Here is a 19,396-nt window from a genome sequence, read left to right as displayed (position 1 = left end):
AATTTCTATGAAAAGAAAGCAAATGAGAAACAAATTTCTCTCACATGGTTAAAGGTTGGCTATGTTTGTTTAAAAAAGTGAAACGTCTTTTTTTTGCAGTTACAATATCTATGTTTCTATGTGTTTAAAAATCTATCCAAACTGCCATTTTAATATATAATTAATAGTTTAAAGTTTTGGTTCTTAAAAATAAAGGATACTTTTGCACCACTTAAAAAACACTTCTCCAAATGGACGATTATTATTATTCGTTAGTATTAAATTAAGCAGCTTTTGAAATTTCAAAATGCTGCGTTAAAACCCTGTATTTTGAAATGAAAGCCTTTTACACCAACAACAACGGATTAGTAGAAATCCAAAAATGGACTTCAAATTGCTGGATTCACATCGAATCTCCAACAGAATCAGATAAAAATTACTTATTAGAAGAACTTCAGGTTCCTGAAGCTTTTTACAATGATATTGAGGATATCGACGAAAGACCTCGTATCGAAATCGAAGACGGCTGGACTTTGATTATTATGCGCATTCCCATAAAAAGCGGCGATGTAAAAATCCCTTTCCATACAGTTCCGCTCGGAATTATTTTTAAAGACGATATATGTGTTACAATCAGTTTTTATAAAACAGAGATAATCAAAGATTTTGTAGCTTATTCACAGCGCAAAAACATCGAGATAGAAGATAATTTCAATTTGGTTTTACGATTGCTTTTATCATCAAGCGTTTGGTATTTGAAATATCTAAAACAAATCAATCATAAAATAAAACTTGCAGAAGATAATTTGGAGAAATCCATTAAAAATGAAGAATTACAAGCTTTGCTTCAAATCGAAAAATGTTTTGTGTTTTTCATCACTTCTCTAAAAGCAAATGATGTTTTGTTCCAAAGAATCAAAAATCTAAAAGCACATAAAGCCAATTATGATCCAGAATTATTAGAAGATGTTGAAATCGAATTAAATCAGGCGCAGGATACTGCCAATATTTACAACAACATCTTAACTGGAATGATGGACGCTTACGCCTCTGTAATCTCCAATAATATGAACAATATTATGAAACAGATGACTTCAATTTCTATCATATTAATGATTCCAACTCTTATCGCCAGTTTGTACGGAATGAACGTCCCAAACGGATTAGAAGAAAGTAAATACGGAATCTGGATTCTACTCTTAGTTTCTATAATTCTATCCACTTTTGGAGTTTTTTTATTCAAAAGAAGAAGATGGTTCTAAAAAATAATTCAAAAGCCTTTTCGTTAAGAAAGGGCTTTTCAGTTTTTATAATTTGGGCGTGACCGTGTTTGCAAAAAGGCGCTTCCAATCTTTGTGCGTATGTGCGCCTTTCTGCAAACACGGTCGGGCTATCCATGCTACTTCGGTAGCTTATTCCTATCCCTCACGCGGTCTCATGTAATAAGAAATTCTCATTCCTGCAAGGTTTTCAAAACCTTGTAGGTATATTTAGGAAGTTAAAGTAAAAGACGACTTTAGTTTTTTGATTCAAGCTCAGCTTTAAACCTACAAGATTTTGAAAATCTTTCAGGAGTTTGGATTACTTTCGTAAATATTTTTAACTTTTTTATTTGCTATTCCAAAATAAATAATAACTTTGTACTGCAAAGTACTTTAATTATGAATCAAAAGCACCAAGAAGATTTAGCACATATTCGTTCCATGATGGAGCGCTCTTCCAGATTTATATCGTTAAGCGGACTTTCGGGAGTTTTCGCGGGTCTTTCGGCTTTAATTGGTGGTATATATGTTTACCAGCTTTTTAAAGCGAATGGGATGGATTATCTAAGTGATGAACATAGATTGTATTCAGCTAATCTGGTAACCGAATTATTCTGGATTGGAATCATAATTATGACGTGTGCATTTGTATTCGGAATCTTTTTTACCATCAGAAAAAGCAGAAAATATAATTTGCCAATCTGGACATCAGCAACAAAAAAGATGCTATTTAATCTAGCAGTTCCGCTTTTTGCAGGTGGAATATTTTGCCTGTCTTTGATGTATCACGGATATTTTGGATTAGTAGCACCTTCAACATTAATATTTTACGGACTTGCTGTTCTAAATGCAGAAAAATATACTTTTTCTGATATTAAATATTTAGGCTTTTCTGAATTAATTTTAGGACTTATTTCTATGTTCTATATTGGATATGGTTTGATTTTTTGGATTTTAGGATTCGGAATTCTACATATTTTATATGGTTTAGTAATGTTCAAAAAATACAAATAATTGAATGGGAATTATTGACAAACTAAATAAAGATTTTGAAAGCCGTGTCAGATTGGGTATTATGTCCATTTTGATGGTAAACGACTGGGTAGATTTTACCGAGATGAAAGCGCTTTTGAATATTACCGATGGGAATTTGGCGAGTCACTCTTCTGCATTGGAAAAATCAGAATACATCGAAATTAAAAAGGAATTTGTGGGTAAAAAGCCAAAAACATCTTATCAGGTAACACCGCTTGGCCGCGCGGCGTTCAAAGAACACCTTTCGTATCTCGAAAAATTAATGAAATCTTAGAAACTAAATTTTTTTACCTAAAAACTTTGAATTACAAAGTACTTTTAAAAATTAAAATCATGAAAAAACACCAAATTATTTTAGCTTGTACGGCAGTTTTTGCGCTGCTTTTTTATAATGAAGCTCCTGGAATCAATGTTTCTATTTTTGGAGTGGTATTGACACTATTAATTAGTTATTTCTTTCAAGAAAAGTTTGTAGACAGATCACATCTTGTTTTAGTAATGACTTCTATTTTATCTTGTTTCGCCTTTGCTTGGTATGGAGATGCCGCATCATTTTTTGCATTAGCTTTGTCAATTTTATTTTTGCATTTTAAAACGCAGGATGGCGAACTCAAAATAATACAAATCTTTCCGCTGCTATTCCTGAATGGAATAACTTCTCTAGGGCGAATTTTTATTTTTAGCCAATGGCTCCCTGAACGTAAAATTCATAACGATTTCGCTAAAAAACTAGTAGCTTTTGTTGTAATTCCGGTTATATTTTTAGGGTTGTTTTTTATAGTTTATTCTTTTGGAAGCAATCATTTTTCTTCATTATTCACGGACTATACTTTGGATATTGATATTTTTCAATTGGTCTTAATCAGTGTGCTTGGATTTTATATCTCGTTTAGTTTTTGGAATTATTGGGTTCCTGATGCTTTTTATGAATTTAATCCAAAACTTGATAATGAATTTAATGCTATTTCTGAAGTGAAAAATCAAAGTACATTTTCATTTTTAGATTTAGACTTTGAAAGGAAAAGTGGTGAAATTACATTGTTTATGTTGAATCTTATGCTTTTGGTTTTTATTGCAACTTACAACTATGAACAGTTTTTTGAAGTAGTCGAAAAAACAAATCTAAGTTCAGATACACATGAGCGTGTAAATGCCGTAATTTTCTCAATTTTAATGGCAGTTGGCGTAATTTTGTTTTATTTTAAAGGAGGATTCAATTTTGATGAAAAAGCAAAAACTTTAAAAAATCTCGCTAAAGTCTGGCTTGCGTTAAATGTCATTTTAATTGTAAGCGCCATGATTAAAAATACTGAATATGTTTCTTTTTATGGCTTAACATACAAACGTCTTGGGGTATATGCTTTTTTAATCTTAGCCATTATTGGATTAGTGGTTTCATTTCAGAAAATCAGAAAACAGAAAACCAATGCTTATCTTTTCAATCAAATGGTTTGGTATTTCTATGGAACAATTCTTTTATGCAGTTATGTGAATTGGGGGTTTAGTAACTACTTATAATATCTCTGTCAACAAAGGAGTAGAACCAGTATTTCTAAGCGGATTAAATTTTAATGATGATATTCGCCGTGACTATTTCTTGAAAAATAATTTAGATGGTAAAAATTCAGAGATTATAAGAGAAGAGCTGATTTCGAATTATCAGCATTCTGGATTTCTCTCAAAAGCACTGTATTACGATTTTTTAGAGGTTAAAAATTAACATTTAATTAGAGTTTTCTTGAATCTAGCTTGATATATTTGCAGGATAAATAGTACATTAAATAATTATGCGAAGTTCTTGGATAATCTTCATTTTTTTTAGCTGTGCAGTAGTACAAGCTCAAATAACACCCAATAATCAATTTGATAGAGATTTGATTTTGTATTTGCCTTTAAATGGAAACATACAAGACGAAAGTCCGTTAAAAAATAATTGTTTTTCTTGGAATATTAAACCCGAAAAAGATAAAAACGGAAATAATAACGGAGCGTTTTCTTTTGACAATATTGGATTTATTGGTGTTCAAAATATTGATAATTTTAATGGGCTAACTGCTTTTACAATTACCAGCTGGATTTATTTGAATAAATATACAGAACATAATACTATTATATCTAAAGTAAATCCTGGAAGAGATTTTAATTTACAGGTTCAGGAAGACGGAACCCTTAATTTTCATACTTACAAAAATGGTTATATCCATTTTAATTCTCAGCATAAAATACCGCTGCAGGAATGGGTTTATGTTACTTTTACTTATACTGGAAAAGTATTCCAGATGTATATAAATGGAGAGCCAGAAAAATTCTCAATTAATTTTGAAGGGGCTTTTGTACCAATGGATGAACTTAAATTTAGTTTTTCATGGACAGGCAAAGATCTTACAGTTGGTAATCTATATCCTTATGCAAGAGAAAGTTTTTACGGAAGAATCGATGATCTTAGAGTTTACAAAAGAGTATTGTCTTTAAGTGAAATTAAAAAGCTTATTAATTTGAAAAACAATGAAAGAGGAATTGCATATCCTTTGGGGGATTTTAATAACTCAGAACAAAATAAGCAGGTTATAGATAACGATTCGTTTAAAATAACTACTCCTGGAAATCAAAAAGGAGTGATTGATGCACCTGTGCAGGAGATCAAACTTTGATAAATGAAAAAGAGGAGAACTATTGTTCTCCTCTTTTTTTAAATCTAGGATCGTTTTTAGAAATATAAGTTGTTCTTCTGTTTGAATTTCCATTTGAACTTCTATTGGAAGTCTCCACTTTTGGCAGACTTGCTTCTTCAGTTTTGCTCGAAGGTTCAATTAATTGGTTTAATTCTTTTATTTCAGTATCAGTTAAATCACGGTAACGTCCAACTGGGACATCCAAAGAAATATTGATAATTCGGATACGTTTCAGTGCTGTAACTTCGTAACCCAAATATTCAGACATTCTTCTGATCTGGCGGTTTAATCCCTGCGTTAAAATAATCTTGAAGGTATATTTACTGATTTGTTCTACTTTACATTTTTTGGTAACCGTATCTAAAATCGGAACTCCATTTCCCATTCTTTGTATAAAACGTTCTGTGATGGGTTTGTTTACCGTAACGGTATATTCTTTTTCGTGGTTATTTCTAGCCCGTAAAATCTTGTTTACGATATCACCATCATTCGTCATGAAAATTAATCCCTCACTAGCTTTATCCAATCTTCCAATTGGAAAAATTCGTTTGGGATAATTGATATAATCTACAATGTTATTTTTGACTTCAAGATTGGTGGTGCATTCAATTCCAACAGGTTTATTGAATGCCAGATAAATCATTTTTTCGTTTTTTTCAATAATCAACTTTCCGTCTATTCGCACTTCATCATCTGGCGAAACTTTAGTTCCCATTTCTGGTACAACACCATTTATTGTCACGCGTCTTTCTTCAATCAATTTGTCAGCTTCACGGCGAGAACAATAGCCCGTTTCGCTTATAAATTTATTTAGACGTTTTAAATTTTCTTCCATACTGCAAAAGTAGGCAAAAAATTGATTTTATGTTTCAGATTTCAGATTTTAGATTTTTTTGAAATAGGGATAAAACCCTTTGTCACTTTGGATCTCTGTACTTTTGTATCTTTTTTAAGAATGAAACTGAGAGCTGTCTTCTGGAGTTTCTTTTCTTTCAAACATGCCATAATCGCGAACTACAGTTGCAATCCTTAAATGATAATCTTTAAAAATTCCGTTTCTTCCCTTAGCCTGCGCATGACGATGCATTTCAAGATTTCTCCATTGCTGAATACTTTCTTCATCTTTCCAAAAAGATAAAGACAATATTTTTTCAGGATCACTAAGGCTCTGAAATCTTTCAATGGAAATAAATCCATCAATGTGGTTCAGTTCAGGACGAAGACTTGCTGCAATATCTAAATATTCGTCTTTCTTGCCTTCGTTAGGAATTACTTCAAAAATTACAGCGATCATTTTAATTGTAGATTTTAGAATTCAGATTTTAGATTTGAGAAAAGCCTTTGTTGTTTTGCTTCTTTGTTACTTTGAGCTTTGAGAAAATAAAAACTTAGTGTCTTAGCGACTTAGCGGCTCAGAATCTTCAAAAAGAAACTCAATCACTTTATCATATAATTCATCATCGTGCATTCCGTGGCCTAACCCATCAGTTTCAATAAACTGACTGTTTTTCCAATTGCTGGCTATTTTTTTTCCTTCTTCAAAAGCTACAATTTTATCTGAAATATCATGTGCTATAAAGCCAGGAACGTTAAACTCTGAGGCAAACTTTTGCCCAGAAAAATCTTCCAGTTTAAAGTTGAAACGATTTATGAATTTACTTTCTAAAAGAGAAAGCATTCTTTTATTTAGACTCAGCATTGAGATATAATTGTCAATCAGTGTTTTTAAATCGGATGGAGCACCAAGGATCACCATTTTATTTATACTGGTATTCGGAAATAAATATTGATGATAAACACAGGCTGCGCCTCCAATAGAATGTCCAATAATAATTTCAGGCTGATATTTTTCGACCGCTTTACTAATGAATTCAGCGTAAAGCGGCACATTAAATTCTTTACCGCTGCTTTGTCCATGAGCTGGTGCGTCAAGAGCAATTATCGTACTTCCTGATTTTTGCAGATGCGGTAAAGTTTTTTTCCATCTTGAAGAATTACTTTCCCATCCATGAACCAAAAGAATTTTGGTTTCGTTTCCTTTCCAAATATAAGTTTGGAAATGGTGTTCATTATGATGAAAAGTTTCTGTTTCTGTATGTCGCAAGACTTTTGGAAGTTGTTCTTTTTTGAATCGGCCAATTCGAGGCTGGCTAAAAAGTGCATAAGAAAGTTCCATAGCTCTTTGCGGACGCACGTAACTCAAAAAGTTAATATAAGAACCAACTGATTTTAACGTGATGAAGCGTATTCCTTTTTTAATTCCCAAAACTTAAATTTTTTCTAAAGGTAAAAAAAGGTCTGCCACGAATTACACAAGTGACCACGAATTTTTTATTCTCACTATTACAGATAAAAAAATAATTAGTGATAATTAGTGGAATTAGTGGCAAAAAAAAAGTCCCGATTTAATCGGGACTTGGTATTTAGAATTTTGCGAACAATTGTTCCATTTTTTCTTTTTCTTCTTCAGCTAATTGTGTATCAACTAAGATTCTTCCAGAGTGCTCATCAGTGATGATTTTCTTTCTTGAAGCAATTTCAACCTGAGTTTGAGGTGGAATTGTAAAGAAAGATCCTGCAGATGCTCCTCTTTCGATAGAAACTACAGCTAATCCGTTACGAACACTGCTTCTGATTCTGTTGTAAGCAGCTAATAATCTGTCTTCGATTTGCGCAGAAAATTCAGCAGATTTCTCAGTTAAGAAAGTTTCTTCTTTCTGAGTTTCAGCCATAATAGCGTCTAATTCAGATTTTTTATGTTTTAAATGAGAGCTTTTAGCATCAAGTTTTTCTTTTAAATTAGAAATAACTTCTTTTTTGTGCTCGATAGAAGCTTTCATTTCTTTGATTTGCTTTTCAGCCAATTGAATTTCTAATTCCTGAAATTCAACTTCTTTTGTCAAAGAATTAAATTCTCTGTTGTTACGTACTGATTCTTGTTGTTTTGTGTACTTTTTGATCACTTCTTTATGCTCCTCAATAGCAATTTTCTTTGCTTTGATTTGCTCCTCAATCACTTCAAGTTCACCTTTCAGTTTTTCTGAACGAGTGCTCAAACCTGCAACTTCATCTTCTAAATCTTCAACTTCTAAAGGAAGTTCTCCTCTAACGTTTCTGATTTCGTCAATTCTAGAGTCAATAAGCTGTAAATCGTATATTGCTCTTAACTTGTCCTCAACACTTAATTCTTTCGTATTCGTCATATTCTATAAGTACTTAACTGGATTTGTATTTTCTTCCGATAAAATGATTGCAAAATTAAGAATTTTTTTTCGAAGATAATCAACAATATAATTTTTTGTATAACGTTCACTCTCAAAATGACCAATATCGGCCAAAAGTAACTTGTTTTCAGCTTCATAAAACTGATGATACTTCAAATCTGCCGTCAAAAAAGCATCGGCTCCAGCCTGAATTGCATTTTTTATGGCAAAACTTCCAGAACCTCCAAGTACGGCTACTTTTTTTATTTTTTTTCCTAAAAAAGCTGAATGGCGAATTCCGTCAGCGATCATTTTATCTTTTACAAAATGAAGAAAGTCTTTTTCGTCCATTTCATTTTCAAATTCACCAATCATTCCTAAACCAATATTTTGATGCTGGTTTTGTAAATCGTAGAGTTCATAAGCTACTTCCTCATAAATATGGTTCGAAAAAAGCGCTTTTAAAATTCTGGATTGAAGGTGTTTTTCAAAAACAACTTCGATTTTAATTTCTTCTCCAGTATGAAGCTTTCCTTTTTCTCCAATTACAGGATTGCTGTCTTCGTTTCCTTGAAAAGTAAAAAATCCCTGTGTATTAAAACTGCAGTTGTCATAATTTCCAATTTTCCCTGCACCAGCTTCAAATAAAGCATTTCGAACTTTATCTGCATTATCCGGAACGGTAAAAGTGACCAGTTTTTGAATGAAATTATTTTTAGGAATTAATGTTTTAGTATTGGTTAAGCCTAAAGCATCGCAGAAAATTTTATTTACTCCAGCTGAATGATTGTCTAAAGCAGTATGAACGGCATAAATAGCGATGTCATTTTTAATGGCTTTTAAAATAGCTCGTTCGACATAATTTTTGCCTGTAATTTTCTTAATTCCGGAAAATAAAATAGGGTGGAAGCATACAACAAGATTACAGTTTTTAGATATGGCTTCGTCAATTACATTTTCTAAAGCATCATGGCAAACTAAAACACCAGTGCATTCGGTTTCTGAATTTCCTACTAAAAGTCCAACGTTGTCAAAATCTTCGGCATAAGCCAAAGGAGCCATTTCTTCGAGGACTGAGATTATATTTTTGATTTTCATTTTAAGTTTTTCAAATTTTTATTAGTATCAACTATTTATACCATCAGTAATAAATAATTGATACTAATGGTATAAATAGTTGATACTAAAAGTACAAATTTAGTACATTTGTAGTATAAAATTTATAAGTCATGACAACTATAAAAATTAACGAACGCACGAAGACTGGAAAAGCATTTATGGAAATGTTCGAAGCTTTTTTTAAAGGTCTTGATGGTATTGAAATTGTTGAAACAGATAGTTATGCACAGGTTAATGAGGAGGAAAGTATTTATAGTCCTGAATTTATCGAGAAAATTAAAAAAGCAGAAGACAACATTAAAAAAGGAAAAACAACAAGATTAAATCCTGAGGATATATGGGGAAGTATTTTGTAGACTTTGAAGAAGTTGCTCGTAAAGATTTAAAAGATCATTATAAATCAGGAAATAAAGCTACTATTAAAAAAATTGAAAAAATACTTTTGGAATTAACTGAACATCCTTTTACTGGAGAAGGACAGCCGGAAGAATTGAAATACAATTATAAAGGTTATTGGTCAAGAAAAATCAACAAAAAAGACAGATTGATTTATAGAGTTGAAGAAGAAATAGTAACTGTTATTATCGTTTCTGCAATGGGTCATTACTCTGATAAATAACATTATGAACTTACTCAGAAAAATACTTTTCCCTTTCGCCATTTTATATGGCTTCATTACTTCAGTCCGTAATTTTCTTTTTGATAAAGGCGTTTTAAAATCGACTTCATTTAATCTTTCTGTTATTGCTGTCGGAAATTTAAGCGTGGGAGGAACAGGTAAAACACCTCAAATTGAATATTTGATTCGATTATTATCTGATAAGTATAAAGTGGCCACTTTAAGTCGTGGTTATAAAAGAAAATCAGAAGGATTTGTTTTAGCTGATCAAAATTCGAATGCAGAAATTTTGGGAGACGAACCGTTTCAGTTTTATCAAAAATTTTCAAATGTAATGGTGGCCGTTGATGCAAATCGTACAAATGGAATTCAGCAATTACTTTCGCAGAACGAAAAACCAGACGTTATTTTACTTGATGACGCTTATCAGCATAGAAAAGTAAAAGCGGGTTTTTATATTCTTTTAACGGCTTATGATGATTTGTATGCAGACGATTTTATGCTCCCAACAGGAAATTTAAGAGAGAGCAGAAGTGGAGCAGAAAGAGCCAATATTGTTGTGGTTACCAAATGCCCAAAAGTTTTATCGGAAGAAAAACAAGCTGAAATTCGATTAAAGTTAAAACTAAGTTGTTCGCAGCAACTTTTCTTTACATTTATAGATTATGATCAAGAAATTTACAGTTCAACAGGAAAAATTGCTGTGAGCGAAATTAAATCAGAATCTAAATTACTTTTGGCAGGAATTGCAAAACCAAAGCCATTCTATGATTACTTAAAAAATGAGAATGACGAATGCTTAACTTTTCCAGATCATCATCATTTTTCTGATACCGATTTAGAAACGATTTTAACCAAAGCAAACGGAAGAAAAATAATTACAACCGAAAAAGATTATGTTCGCTTAAAAGATTCAAAGCTGATTTCGCAATTGTATTACCTGCCAATAAAAAGTACTTTCATCAATCACCAGCAAAATTTTGATGCGACAATTTTAGAATATGTAAAGTAAAAACTAAGCATCTCAGCATCTTAGAAGCTTAGTATCTTGTTAATCAAAAAACTTGGCAATTGTGCTGTAAAATTCGTCTGGGACAAAAGGTTTGGTAATTACATCATCCATTCCAAAAGAGAGAAGCATATCACGATTTTCGTCAAGCGAAATAGCAGTCAGTGCGATAATCGGAGTCAATTTATCAAATTCTCGAATTAATTTGGTTGCGGTAGTACCGTTAATGCCAGGAAGATGAACATCCATTAAAACCATATCAAAGCTTTTGATTTTTAGAAGTTCAACAGCATCTTCTCCATTATCAATGATTTCGCAGTTAATGTTTTTGTTTTCAAGCATTTTTCGAGTAATCATTTGATTGATTTTGTTGTCCTCAATCAATAGAATAGATTTGTGTTTCAATTGTGTATCACTATATGATTTTACTTCTTCAATTACTTCCAATGGTTCGTTATTAATTTTAAAATTTAATTTGAAGGTAAAAGTAGAACCTTTACCCACTTCGCTTTTTAGTTTTATTTCTCCTCCAAGGAGTTCGATTAGTTTTTTTACAATAGTTAGGCCAAGACCTGTTCCGCCATATTTTCGGTTTACTTCGATAGATCCTTGGGAGAAACTTTCAAAAACAGTTTGAAGCTTATCTTCGGGAATGCCAATTCCGGTATCTACAATTTCAAAATAAATAGTAGCTGTGTCATCTTCCTGAGAATATAGTTTTGCAATAACGCTTACCTGTCCGTTTTGTGTAAATTTTAAAGCATTATTAATCAGGTTTAGTATGATTTGGGACAGTTTTGTTGGATCGCCCATTAAGTTGTCAGGAATCGATTTGTCTATCTCTAAGTTGAAATAGTTTTTATTAGCTGTAGCTAACTCTTTTAAAGAACCTTGAATATTGAATAAAAGTTCTTTCAGATTAAAACTAATATTTTCCACCTCAACTTTAGTAGAATCAATTTTATTGATTTCTAAAATCTCGTTAATAAAAGTGGTGAGATAATTTCCTGAAAATTTTAAAGATTCCAGATATTTTAATTGTTTTTTCTTTGGATTGTCTTCCAGTAAAATATGCGTAATTCCGTTAATAGCGTTTAACGGAGTTCTTAATTCATGACTTACTGTAGATAAGAATTCAGATCGTGCTTTCGATGCTTTTTCAGCTTTGTTTTTAGCCAGAATTAACTCTTTGTTTTTTTCGCGAAGCAATAAATTGTTCTGATTTCTAATAATGTTATTTTTATATAACGCCAAACTTAAAAGAGACAAAATCGAAATTAAAGCAATAGCGAGAATGCTAACTAACTTGGAATAACGATAGGTTTTAAGCTGAATTTTTTCTTCGCTTTCTCTTTTTATAGTATTATTTAAAGACTGATTTTTTTTGAATTTTTCGAATTCGTTTAGATCAACTTTGGCATTTTTTAATCTTAAAAGATAATTTTCCAACTGATAATGTTCATCTAAAAAAGAATAAGCCATATCATAATTTTTATTCTGCTTATAATATTGGCTTATGGCTAAAACAATCTTCGATTTTTTTGGAAGGTCATTGCTTTTTTCGTTATAATCTAAAGCTTTATCAAAGTAGATTATAGCAGAATCGTTCCTTTTCAGCTGTGTTTCAATCAAACCAAGTTGATAATAAGAATCTACTTTTGTTTTTATTATGCCTGGATTGTTAGGTTTTTCTGTGATACTTCGGAAAGTTTTTGCCGCCAGCTCAAGATCATCATTCTTTTTTTGTGCCAATGCTTTTTGATAACTTAAAGCTTCTGAATGATCAGTGATATTAAGTTCTTTTAATAGATTTTGAGATTTAGCATAGTAAATATCAGCAGTTTTGTAATCTCCTTTTGCTGTATTTGTTACTCCAATATAATACAAAGCCAAGGCTTTAATACAGCTAGGTTTTAATGTGTCATAAATAGAGACTGTTTTGTGAAAGCTTTTTAAAGCATCTTCAAGTTTTCCTTGATTATAGAAAATCTTGCCAAGTTTTAAGGTTTGATTGGCTAAGTTTTCTGTTTTGCCATGGACTTCGCAGAAACTGATAGATTTTTGGGTGTATGCAGCGGCCTCATTGTACTTTTTACTGTCAAGATTAGTTTTGGCTAGTTTGTTGTAATAGACAACGCTATCTGTATTCTTTTTGAATTGAGAATACAAAGACGAGCTAAGAAAACAAACAACAATAAAAAGACAGTATTTCATGTATGGCAGTGCTTTTACAATGAATCTTATTTTTTTCTTATGAGTAAAATTAAATCGATTAATCTTGATGAATAGCCAATCTCGTTATCATACCACCCTACTACTTTTACCATTTTATCGATAACCGAAGTTAGTTGTGCGTCAAATAAACAAGAATGTGTATTGCCAATTACATCTACCGAGACAATTGGATCTTCGGTGTAATCTAATATTCCTTTTAAATTTGTTTTTGAGGCTTCTTTAAATGCTTTATTTATTTCTTCAATGCTTACAGCACGTTTTACATTGAAGGTAATGTCTGTTAATGAACCGTCGGGAACAGGAACTCTAATCCCGCATCCTCCCATTTTGTTGTGCAATTTAGGAAAAATTTTTGTTAATGCCTTAGCCGCACCAGTAGTTGTTGGAACAATTGATTGACTTGCACCTCTTGCACGACGTAAATCCTTATGGGGCTGGTCATGAAGGCTTTGATCTGTTGTAAAAGAATGTATTGTTGTAATGTAAGCCTGTTCAATACCGCATAATTCTTCAATGATTTTGATCATTGGTGCAGCATTGTTTGTAGTACAGCTTGCATTAGAAACGATTGTTTCATCTTCATCCAGAATGTTTTCATTTACTCCAAGAACTACCGTTTTTATGGTATCTACTTCAGATGGTGCAGAAAGAATTACTTTTTTAGCACCTGCTTCCAGATGCCTGTTTAATTCTTCATGTGTTTTATATTTTCCTGTAGATTCAATTACAATGTCAATCGAATGTGATTTCCAGTCTAGATTTAAAATGTTTTTTTCATGAAAAAAGAAAAAATGCCTGCCGTCTACAATAATACTATTTTCATCATGACTGACCTCAGAAGGTAAAACACCGTGAATACTGTCATATTTAATTAAATGTGACATCGTTTTATTGTCGGCAATGTCATTTATAGCAACGACCTCAATTTCAGGATGATTTAAAAGAAGGCGGAATAAATTTCTCCCGATTCTTCCAAATCCATTAATGGCAATTCTTGTTTTCAATTATTTGGTTTATTCGTTTAATAGTTAAAATCGTTTAACTATTTAAAACGTTTACATTTGCGATTAAACGATTAAACAGTTAAACGATTTATCCTGAATTTATAAAATATGTTTTTGTGCTTTGTATGAAGAGCGAACAAGTGGTCCGCTTTCTACATGTCGGAAACCTAAATCAAGTCCAAATTGCTCATATCGGGCAAATTGTTCAGGTGTAATGAATTCTTTTACAGGAAGGTGTTTTTTGCTTGGCTGTAAATACTGTCCAATAGTTACGACATCTACATTGGCATTTCTTAAATCAGTCATAGTCTGAAAAACTTCTTCTTCTGTTTCTCCAAGACCTAACATAATTCCAGATTTGGTTCTATTAATGCCTTTTTCTTTTAAATAACGAAGAACTTCTAAGCTTCGGTCATATTTTGCCTGAATACGAACTTCACGTGTTAAACGTCTCACCGTTTCCATATTATGAGAAACTACTTCTGGGTTTGCTTCTACAATACGGTCTAAATTTCTTTCCATTCCCTGAAAATCAGGAATTAAAGTTTCAAGAGTTGTGTTTGGATTCATTCTGCGGATCGCTCTAACAGTTTCCATCCAGATGATCGAACCTCCATCTTTTAAATCATCTCGATCTACACTTGTAACTACGGCGTGTTTTATATTCATGATTTTAATAGAACGAGCGACCTTTTCAGGTTCATCCCAGTCTACTGTTTCTGGTCTTCCAGTTTTAACACCGCAGAATCCGCAAGAACGGGTGCATACATTTCCTAGAATCATGAAAGTTGCTGTTCCTTCACCCCAGCATTCTCCCATATTTGGGCAGCTCCCTGAAGTACAAATTGTATTTAAACTATATTTATCGACCAAACCTCTTAGTTCGGTATATTTTTGTCCAATTGGCAGTTTTACTTTTAACCACTTAGGTTTTGCAGTAGTTATGTTTGCTTCGGATGTTTCCATATATCAATAATCAAAGCACAAAGATACGGAATGTAGTTCATTTTGAGGACTAAATTTGCTTTTCGTTCACTTTTCACATTTCTGTCCTAATTTATTACAAATTTGACTTTCAGAGATAATTGAAAATTCTTTCAAAATTAACTTTGTTGTTAATTTAATAGTTTTAAAAATATGAAAAGAAGATTTATTGCCTTAGGGATCTTATTGATGACTTTTAGTTTTGTTGATGTAAATGCACAGATACTTTCAGATAAAGCGATGGGGGCTTTAGGAAAAGGTGTTTCGGGATTTACATTCAGTGATGCCGATGCAGCCGCTTTGGCTAAACAAGCAATTGACGAAATGGATGCCAATAATCCTGTTGCAGGACCAGCAGATGGCTATACCATTCGCTTAAACCGAGTTTTTGCAAAACATGCAACTACTGATGGTGTTACGTTGAATTATAAGGTTTATTTAGTAAAGGATATTAATGCTTTTGCTTGTGCAGATGGAAGCGTTCGTGTATTTGCAGGTTTAATGGATATTATGGATGACAATCAATTGTTGGCTGTTATTGGGCATGAAATTGGCCACGTTGTAAATCATGATTCTAGAGATGCTGTTAAAGCAGCTTATAAAAAAGAGGCGCTTTTAGATGCTGCTTCATCACAATCTGGTAAAATTGAGACTATTACAAAATCTCAGTTAGGAGTTTTAGGAAGTGCTATGATCGACAGCAAACACAGCAGAAAACAAGAATCACAAGCAGATACATTTTCATATGATTTTATGAAAAAAAATGGATATGATGTAAATGCAGTAGAATCGGCTTTTAGAATTTTACAAAATTTGAGCCAAGGAGCAGAGTCTTCTTTTATTACTAAGATGATGAGTTCTCACCCTGATTCTGGCAAAAGAGCAGATGATGCTAAAAAAAGAGCAACCAAAGATGGTTTGTATAAGGAATATGTACAGCAGAAAATTGTAAATACTGCTCCTGTTGTCCCTGCCGCCAAAACAGCAACAAAGACTACAGCTAAAAAAGCAACTACAAAAAAGAAGTAATTATAACCTAGTTTGAAAAACGGCAAATTATTTAGGTTTGTCGTTTTTTTTGACTGTTATACTTAACTATTGATACGCTTAAATTTTATATCTTTAATTGTTGAAAAAACATGCTTTTGAGAAATGAAAAAGCATTTTTGTTATTTACATTTGTTGTTAAATTGTAATTATAAAAAACATGAAAAAGAAATTTATAATAGTAGGACTCCTATTTGCGGCATTTGGTGTAACTAAAATGACTGCACAGATTAATTTCGGAGATAAAGCAATAGGTGCTGTTCAAAAAGGAGTGACAGCTTTTACTTTAACCAATGCAGATGCAGCGGCTTTGTCTAAAGAAGCTGTAGCAAAAATGGATACAGAGAATGAAGTTGCGGGGCCAAATGATGGTTATACTTTACGATTAAACAGAGTTTTTGGAAAACATTCTACAGGAGAAGGATATACCTTAAATTACAAAGTGTATAAAGTTAAAGATGTTAATGCTTTTGCTACTGCCGACGGAAGTGTAAGAGTATTTGCAGGTTTAATGGATATTATGGATGATAATGAATTGCTTGCTGTTATTGGGCACGAAATAGGCCACGTAGCCAACAATGATTCAAGAGATGCGATGCGTGCCGCTTACCAAAAGGAAGCTTTAATTGATGGTGCTTCTTCTCAGTCAACAAAAATTGCAGCTGTTACAGACAGTCAATTAGGAAAAATAGGAAGTGCATTAATTGATAGCAAACACAGCCGTAAACAAGAATCTGAAGCAGATTTATTCGCTTATAATTTCTTGAAGAAAAATGGTTATGACGTAAATGCAGAAGAATCTGCTTTTAGAATTTTGGCTAAAATGAGTGAAGGCGCAGAGGCTTCATTTATAGAGAGAATGATGAGTTCGCATCCAGATTCTAAGCAAAGAGCTGAGGATGCTAAAAAGAGAGCAGAAAAAGATGGTTTATACAAGCCGTATGTACAGCAGAAAATTGTAAATACTGTTCCAGTTGTCACGACAACTAAAAAGGCAACTACAACTACAAAGAAGAAAACAACAACTACCAAAAAGAAATAATAGCTGTTTCCTGAAATAGTAAACCCGACAAGATTTTTTTGTCGGGTTTATTTTTTTATCCTAAAACGTGAAAAGCTAATATCTTCTGTACTTCGTAAACATTAACCGATTTGTTAAACTGTTTTACAATACTTGGCTGCTGTTCACTTGAAATCCAGATTTTTAATTCGGCATCAAGATCAAAAGTACCCGCAGTTTCTACGCTGAATCTTGTGATGTTTTTATAAGCAATCGATTTGTATTCTGTTTTGCTTCCCGTGATTCCTTGTACATCCACTAATATTAATCTTTTGTTTGTGAAAATAAAGGTATCGCGAATGAGTTTAAAACCCATTTCGATTTCCTCGTTTGCAGTTAAAAGCTGTCCATATTTTTTAATTAAATCTTCTTGGCTTACAGAACCTGCATTGCCGAGAATAGCAGAAAATATCCCCATTGTTTTTATTGGTTAAATAAATTGACTAAAAAAAGAGTAAAAGTAATTGATTTTGTTAATTTTTAGTGTCGAATTTAGATTTAATTAATAGCGGAATTATAGTTATTGAAATAAGAAAGGAAGCTATAAAGGACACAGTAAAATTTCCAATATTTAAAGTTTTTGGATGAATTGTAAATCGGATAAATAAAATGGCTGTTGTAAATAAAGACACTGTAATCCAATATAATTTATCAACAGAATTTTTAAAATTAAAATCTTGCGGCATTTTTAGAAAAGCTATAATTATAAAAATGCTTCCAAGAAAGGTGCTTGCGTGTTGCGCGATTTTCCAAAATGGAATTTCCTTTTCAAAGACAATTATGGTGTTTTTTAGTTCGTCAATTTGATTAACAAAGTAGCCGTGTTTATGTGTAAAAGAATCCCAAAAGATATGTGAGCTTATTCCGATTAAGAAAGAGATTATGATAATAGGCCAATTCTTCTTAAAATAATTATTCCAATTAAAATGGGTGAAAAGGGATACTCTATTGCTAATAAAAGAGGGGAGATTTTGAAATAAAAGATTTCGGATTAAATTATGGAAGGCAAAAGCAAGTAAAAGAGCAAGAGGTAAATCAAACCAAAAAATACCAGCTAATGTATGACTGTAATCACTTTTAACTTTCATTCTTAAAAAGTATTCAAAATCTGGTGTTACACTGCCGATTACTAAAGCAGTAACAGAAAACCAAGATCTGGGTAAATACTTTAAAGGAAGAATTATTGCAGGATGAGAAAAGGTAAAGGGCATTAAAAATAGAATTTTAAATAAACTATAAATCTAATGAACTTTAGCTTCTTTTTGATTAAAAAAATAAAACTAAAAAAGCAGAACTTAAGTTCTGCTTTTTTAAATTATTCCATTTCCGTTTTTATTGTAATCGGAAGGCTGTATGCTGTTCGAACAGCTTTTCCGTCTAAAATTCCTGGACTCCATTTTGTTTTTAATGATTTTAAAACTCTAACGGCTTCTTTTCCCATTCCATAGCCAGGATCGTTTCTAACTATAATGTCTGTAAGAGATCCATCTTTTTCAACAACGAAAGAAACATACACTTTTAATGTCTTTTCCATGTCCAATTCTGGTCTGCGGAAATTATTTCCAACATATTTATAGAATTGAGCGATTCCTCCTGGAAACTCAGGTAGTTTGTCTAGAGCTGCTACAGAAACAGGCCCATCAGGTATTGTTGGCGCTGCCGAAATTACATTGCCATTACCTCCGTCCCCTGATGATGTACCGGAACTAGAAGGATCTCCTGTTCCAGAAGTACTTTGTATCACAGGTATATTATCTGTGTTAGGAGCTATTTTATCTACAGCATCTTCAGTTCTTACAACTATTGGGTTAACTAGTCCTTGAGCGTCTGTAGCAGTAGTTGTAGTCTGCTGTAGTACAGGCGGTGCTGGCGGAGCAGGTGGAGGTGGTGTTACAGTAGGATTGTAAGGTGTCACAACAATAGGATCTGTAGGCGGAACTTCAGGTGTTATATCCACTGTTGGCGGTGTAAGTTTGCTGATTAATACAGGTATGCTTCCCAGAGCTGTTATTAACAATAAACCCATAAAGAGAGCATTAACCGTAGTTCTAGGATTCTCTTGGCGTAATTGATACGCTCCATACTCTTTGTTTCTGTTTTCGAAAACAAGATCGTTCCACTTGTTTTCATAAATGTTCAATTTAGACATAATTTTTGGGTTTTAAGGT

21 protein-coding genes are annotated in these 19,396 nt (G+C 32.5%); 10 read left to right on the top strand and 11 right to left on the bottom strand.

The features are described from left to right. Positions 1-314: 314 nt before the first annotated feature. From P2W65_RS01240 to P2W65_RS01220, 5 genes are all read left to right on the top strand, one after another. Positions 315-1,241 (top strand): magnesium transporter CorA family protein, encoded by a 927-nt coding sequence (locus P2W65_RS01240; RefSeq protein WP_289662915.1) that lies wholly within the window; start codon positions 315-317, stop codon positions 1,239-1,241. Between the two features lie 399 nt (positions 1,242-1,640). Continuing rightward, entirely contained in the window at positions 1,641-2,255 is a 615-nt protein-coding gene (locus P2W65_RS01235) for a hypothetical protein (RefSeq protein WP_289662914.1), read from the top strand. Positions 2,256-2,259: 4 nt separating this feature from the next. Continuing rightward, complete coding sequence (locus P2W65_RS01230) at positions 2,260-2,550, top strand: winged helix-turn-helix domain-containing protein (protein ID WP_289662912.1); 291 nt, start codon at positions 2,260-2,262, stop codon at positions 2,548-2,550. Positions 2,551-2,609: 59 nt separating this feature from the next. Further along, positions 2,610-3,794 carry a DUF4153 domain-containing protein gene (locus P2W65_RS01225; protein ID WP_289662911.1) on the top strand — a complete coding sequence of 395 codons (1,185 nt, stop codon included), beginning with the start codon at positions 2,610-2,612 and terminating at the stop codon, positions 3,792-3,794. Between the two features lie 269 nt (positions 3,795-4,063). Continuing rightward, positions 4,064-4,927 (top strand): LamG domain-containing protein, encoded by an 864-nt coding sequence (locus tag P2W65_RS01220; protein WP_289662909.1) that lies wholly within the window; start codon positions 4,064-4,066, stop codon positions 4,925-4,927. A 19-nt stretch (positions 4,928-4,946) separates the two neighbouring features. Here the strand turns inward: P2W65_RS01220 and rluF are convergent, their stop codons facing one another. The 5 genes from rluF to P2W65_RS01195 all read right to left on the bottom strand — a co-directional run bounded on the left by rluF (position 4,947) and on the right by P2W65_RS01195 (position 9,249). Then, positions 4,947-5,783: a 23S rRNA pseudouridine(2604) synthase RluF gene (gene rluF, locus P2W65_RS01215; protein WP_289662908.1), complete on the bottom strand. Its 837-nt coding sequence runs from the start codon at positions 5,781-5,783 to the stop codon at positions 4,947-4,949. Between the two features lie 114 nt (positions 5,784-5,897). After that, positions 5,898-6,242 carry an antibiotic biosynthesis monooxygenase family protein gene (locus P2W65_RS01210; RefSeq protein WP_179007912.1) on the bottom strand — a complete coding sequence of 115 codons (345 nt, stop codon included), beginning with the start codon at positions 6,240-6,242 and terminating at the stop codon, positions 5,898-5,900. Between the two features lie 102 nt (positions 6,243-6,344). After that, positions 6,345-7,214: an alpha/beta fold hydrolase gene (locus P2W65_RS01205; protein WP_289662907.1), complete on the bottom strand. Its 870-nt coding sequence runs from the start codon at positions 7,212-7,214 to the stop codon at positions 6,345-6,347. 157 nt (positions 7,215-7,371) lie between these two features. Continuing rightward, positions 7,372-8,151 carry a zinc ribbon domain-containing protein gene (locus tag P2W65_RS01200; protein WP_109190517.1) on the bottom strand — a complete coding sequence of 260 codons (780 nt, stop codon included), beginning with the start codon at positions 8,149-8,151 and terminating at the stop codon, positions 7,372-7,374. Between the two features lie 3 nt (positions 8,152-8,154). After that, on the bottom strand, positions 8,155-9,249 hold the full coding sequence (locus P2W65_RS01195; protein WP_289662905.1) for a Nif3-like dinuclear metal center hexameric protein: 1,095 nt from the start codon (positions 9,247-9,249) through the stop codon (positions 8,155-8,157). A 131-nt stretch (positions 9,250-9,380) separates the two neighbouring features. On the opposite strand from P2W65_RS01195, the gene P2W65_RS01190 reads away from it, so the two are divergent. Genes P2W65_RS01190 through lpxK form a run of 3 tightly spaced genes read left to right on the top strand, consistent with a single transcriptional unit; the run spans position 9,381 to position 10,901 of the window. Further along, complete coding sequence (locus tag P2W65_RS01190) at positions 9,381-9,626, top strand: DUF2683 family protein (protein WP_289662904.1); 246 nt, start codon at positions 9,381-9,383, stop codon at positions 9,624-9,626. Continuing rightward, complete coding sequence (locus tag P2W65_RS01185) at positions 9,608-9,889, top strand: Txe/YoeB family addiction module toxin (protein ID WP_289662903.1); 282 nt, start codon at positions 9,608-9,610, stop codon at positions 9,887-9,889. The genes P2W65_RS01190 and P2W65_RS01185 overlap by 19 nt, the downstream gene beginning before the upstream one ends. 4 nt (positions 9,890-9,893) lie before the next feature. Next, positions 9,894-10,901 carry a tetraacyldisaccharide 4'-kinase gene (gene lpxK, locus P2W65_RS01180; RefSeq protein WP_289662902.1) on the top strand — a complete coding sequence of 336 codons (1,008 nt, stop codon included), beginning with the start codon at positions 9,894-9,896 and terminating at the stop codon, positions 10,899-10,901. A gap of 39 nt (positions 10,902-10,940) precedes the next feature. On the opposite strand, the gene P2W65_RS01175 is transcribed toward lpxK, so the two are convergent. The 3 genes from P2W65_RS01175 to lipA all read right to left on the bottom strand — a co-directional run bounded on the left by P2W65_RS01175 (position 10,941) and on the right by lipA (position 15,103). Continuing rightward, positions 10,941-13,112, bottom strand: coding sequence for an ATP-binding protein (locus tag P2W65_RS01175; protein ID WP_289662901.1), 2,172 nt, complete (start codon positions 13,110-13,112; stop codon positions 10,941-10,943). A 26-nt stretch (positions 13,113-13,138) separates the two neighbouring features. Further along, positions 13,139-14,137, bottom strand: coding sequence for a type I glyceraldehyde-3-phosphate dehydrogenase (gene gap / locus P2W65_RS01170; RefSeq protein ID WP_289662900.1), 999 nt, complete (start codon positions 14,135-14,137; stop codon positions 13,139-13,141). 99 nt (positions 14,138-14,236) lie between these two features. Then, the gene (lipA, locus tag P2W65_RS01165; protein ID WP_289662899.1) at positions 14,237-15,103 is read right to left on the bottom strand and encodes a lipoyl synthase; all 867 of its coding nucleotides are present in this window, start codon (positions 15,101-15,103) and stop codon (positions 14,237-14,239) included. Positions 15,104-15,274: 171 nt separating this feature from the next. Between lipA and P2W65_RS01160 the strand changes: the two genes are divergently transcribed. Together P2W65_RS01160 and P2W65_RS01155 are read left to right on the top strand one after the other, a co-directional pair. Next, complete coding sequence (locus tag P2W65_RS01160; protein ID WP_289662898.1) at positions 15,275-16,150, top strand: M48 family metalloprotease; 876 nt, start codon at positions 15,275-15,277, stop codon at positions 16,148-16,150. Between the two features lie 178 nt (positions 16,151-16,328). After that, positions 16,329-17,210, top strand: a complete 882-nt coding sequence (locus tag P2W65_RS01155) for a M48 family metalloprotease (protein ID WP_289662896.1) — start codon at positions 16,329-16,331, stop codon at positions 17,208-17,210. Between the two features lie 55 nt (positions 17,211-17,265). Here P2W65_RS01155 and P2W65_RS01150 read toward each other — a convergent pair whose 3' ends face one another. From P2W65_RS01150 to P2W65_RS01140, 3 genes are all read right to left on the bottom strand, one after another. Continuing rightward, complete coding sequence (locus tag P2W65_RS01150; protein ID WP_008464535.1) at positions 17,266-17,646, bottom strand: PH domain-containing protein; 381 nt, start codon at positions 17,644-17,646, stop codon at positions 17,266-17,268. 55 nt (positions 17,647-17,701) lie between these two features. Then, a complete protein-coding gene (locus P2W65_RS01145; protein ID WP_289662893.1) occupies positions 17,702-18,439 on the bottom strand; it encodes a DUF4184 family protein in 738 nt (245 codons plus the stop codon). A 104-nt stretch (positions 18,440-18,543) separates the two neighbouring features. Then, the gene (locus P2W65_RS01140; RefSeq protein ID WP_289662891.1) at positions 18,544-19,377 is read right to left on the bottom strand and encodes an energy transducer TonB; all 834 of its coding nucleotides are present in this window, start codon (positions 19,375-19,377) and stop codon (positions 18,544-18,546) included. Positions 19,378-19,396: the final 19 nt, after the last annotated feature.

It is taken from the genome of Flavobacterium panacagri (assembly GCF_030378165.1).
Classification (GTDB): Bacteria; Bacteroidota; Bacteroidia; order Flavobacteriales; family Flavobacteriaceae; genus Flavobacterium; species Flavobacterium panacagri.
This window is presented reverse-complemented; position numbering and strand designations above follow the sequence as displayed.

What these genes read in the sequence shown, in the direction of transcription:
- P2W65_RS01235 (WP_289662914.1), top strand. Translation starts at nt 1,641, where the DNA reads ATGAATCAAAAGCACCAAGAAGATTTAGCACATATTCGTTCCATGATG.
- P2W65_RS01175 (WP_289662901.1), bottom strand. Translation starts at nt 13,112, where the DNA reads ATGAAATACTGTCTTTTTATTGTTGTTTGTTTTCTTAGCTCGTCTTTG.
- P2W65_RS01160 (WP_289662898.1), top strand. Translation starts at nt 15,275, where the DNA reads ATGAAAAGAAGATTTATTGCCTTAGGGATCTTATTGATGACTTTTAGT.
- P2W65_RS01240 (WP_289662915.1), top strand. Translation starts at nt 315, where the DNA reads ATGAAAGCCTTTTACACCAACAACAACGGATTAGTAGAAATCCAAAAA.
- P2W65_RS01145 (WP_289662893.1), bottom strand. Translation starts at nt 18,439, where the DNA reads ATGCCCTTTACCTTTTCTCATCCTGCAATAATTCTTCCTTTAAAGTAT.
- P2W65_RS01190 (WP_289662904.1), top strand. Translation starts at nt 9,381, where the DNA reads ATGACAACTATAAAAATTAACGAACGCACGAAGACTGGAAAAGCATTT.
- P2W65_RS01140 (WP_289662891.1), bottom strand. Translation starts at nt 19,377, where the DNA reads ATGTCTAAATTGAACATTTATGAAAACAAGTGGAACGATCTTGTTTTC.
- P2W65_RS01195 (WP_289662905.1), bottom strand. Translation starts at nt 9,249, where the DNA reads ATGAAAATCAAAAATATAATCTCAGTCCTCGAAGAAATGGCTCCTTTG.
- P2W65_RS01200 (WP_109190517.1), bottom strand. Translation starts at nt 8,151, where the DNA reads ATGACGAATACGAAAGAATTAAGTGTTGAGGACAAGTTAAGAGCAATA.
- P2W65_RS01225 (WP_289662911.1), top strand. Translation starts at nt 2,610, where the DNA reads ATGAAAAAACACCAAATTATTTTAGCTTGTACGGCAGTTTTTGCGCTG.
- P2W65_RS01150 (WP_008464535.1), bottom strand. Translation starts at nt 17,646, where the DNA reads ATGGGGATATTTTCTGCTATTCTCGGCAATGCAGGTTCTGTAAGCCAA.
- P2W65_RS01155 (WP_289662896.1), top strand. Translation starts at nt 16,329, where the DNA reads ATGAAAAAGAAATTTATAATAGTAGGACTCCTATTTGCGGCATTTGGT.
- P2W65_RS01230 (WP_289662912.1), top strand. Translation starts at nt 2,260, where the DNA reads ATGGGAATTATTGACAAACTAAATAAAGATTTTGAAAGCCGTGTCAGA.
- P2W65_RS01210 (WP_179007912.1), bottom strand. Translation starts at nt 6,242, where the DNA reads ATGATCGCTGTAATTTTTGAAGTAATTCCTAACGAAGGCAAGAAAGAC.
- rluF (WP_289662908.1), bottom strand. Translation starts at nt 5,783, where the DNA reads ATGGAAGAAAATTTAAAACGTCTAAATAAATTTATAAGCGAAACGGGC.
- P2W65_RS01220 (WP_289662909.1), top strand. Translation starts at nt 4,064, where the DNA reads ATGCGAAGTTCTTGGATAATCTTCATTTTTTTTAGCTGTGCAGTAGTA.
- lpxK (WP_289662902.1), top strand. Translation starts at nt 9,894, where the DNA reads ATGAACTTACTCAGAAAAATACTTTTCCCTTTCGCCATTTTATATGGC.
- lipA (WP_289662899.1), bottom strand. Translation starts at nt 15,103, where the DNA reads ATGGAAACATCCGAAGCAAACATAACTACTGCAAAACCTAAGTGGTTA.
- P2W65_RS01185 (WP_289662903.1), top strand. Translation starts at nt 9,608, where the DNA reads ATGGGGAAGTATTTTGTAGACTTTGAAGAAGTTGCTCGTAAAGATTTA.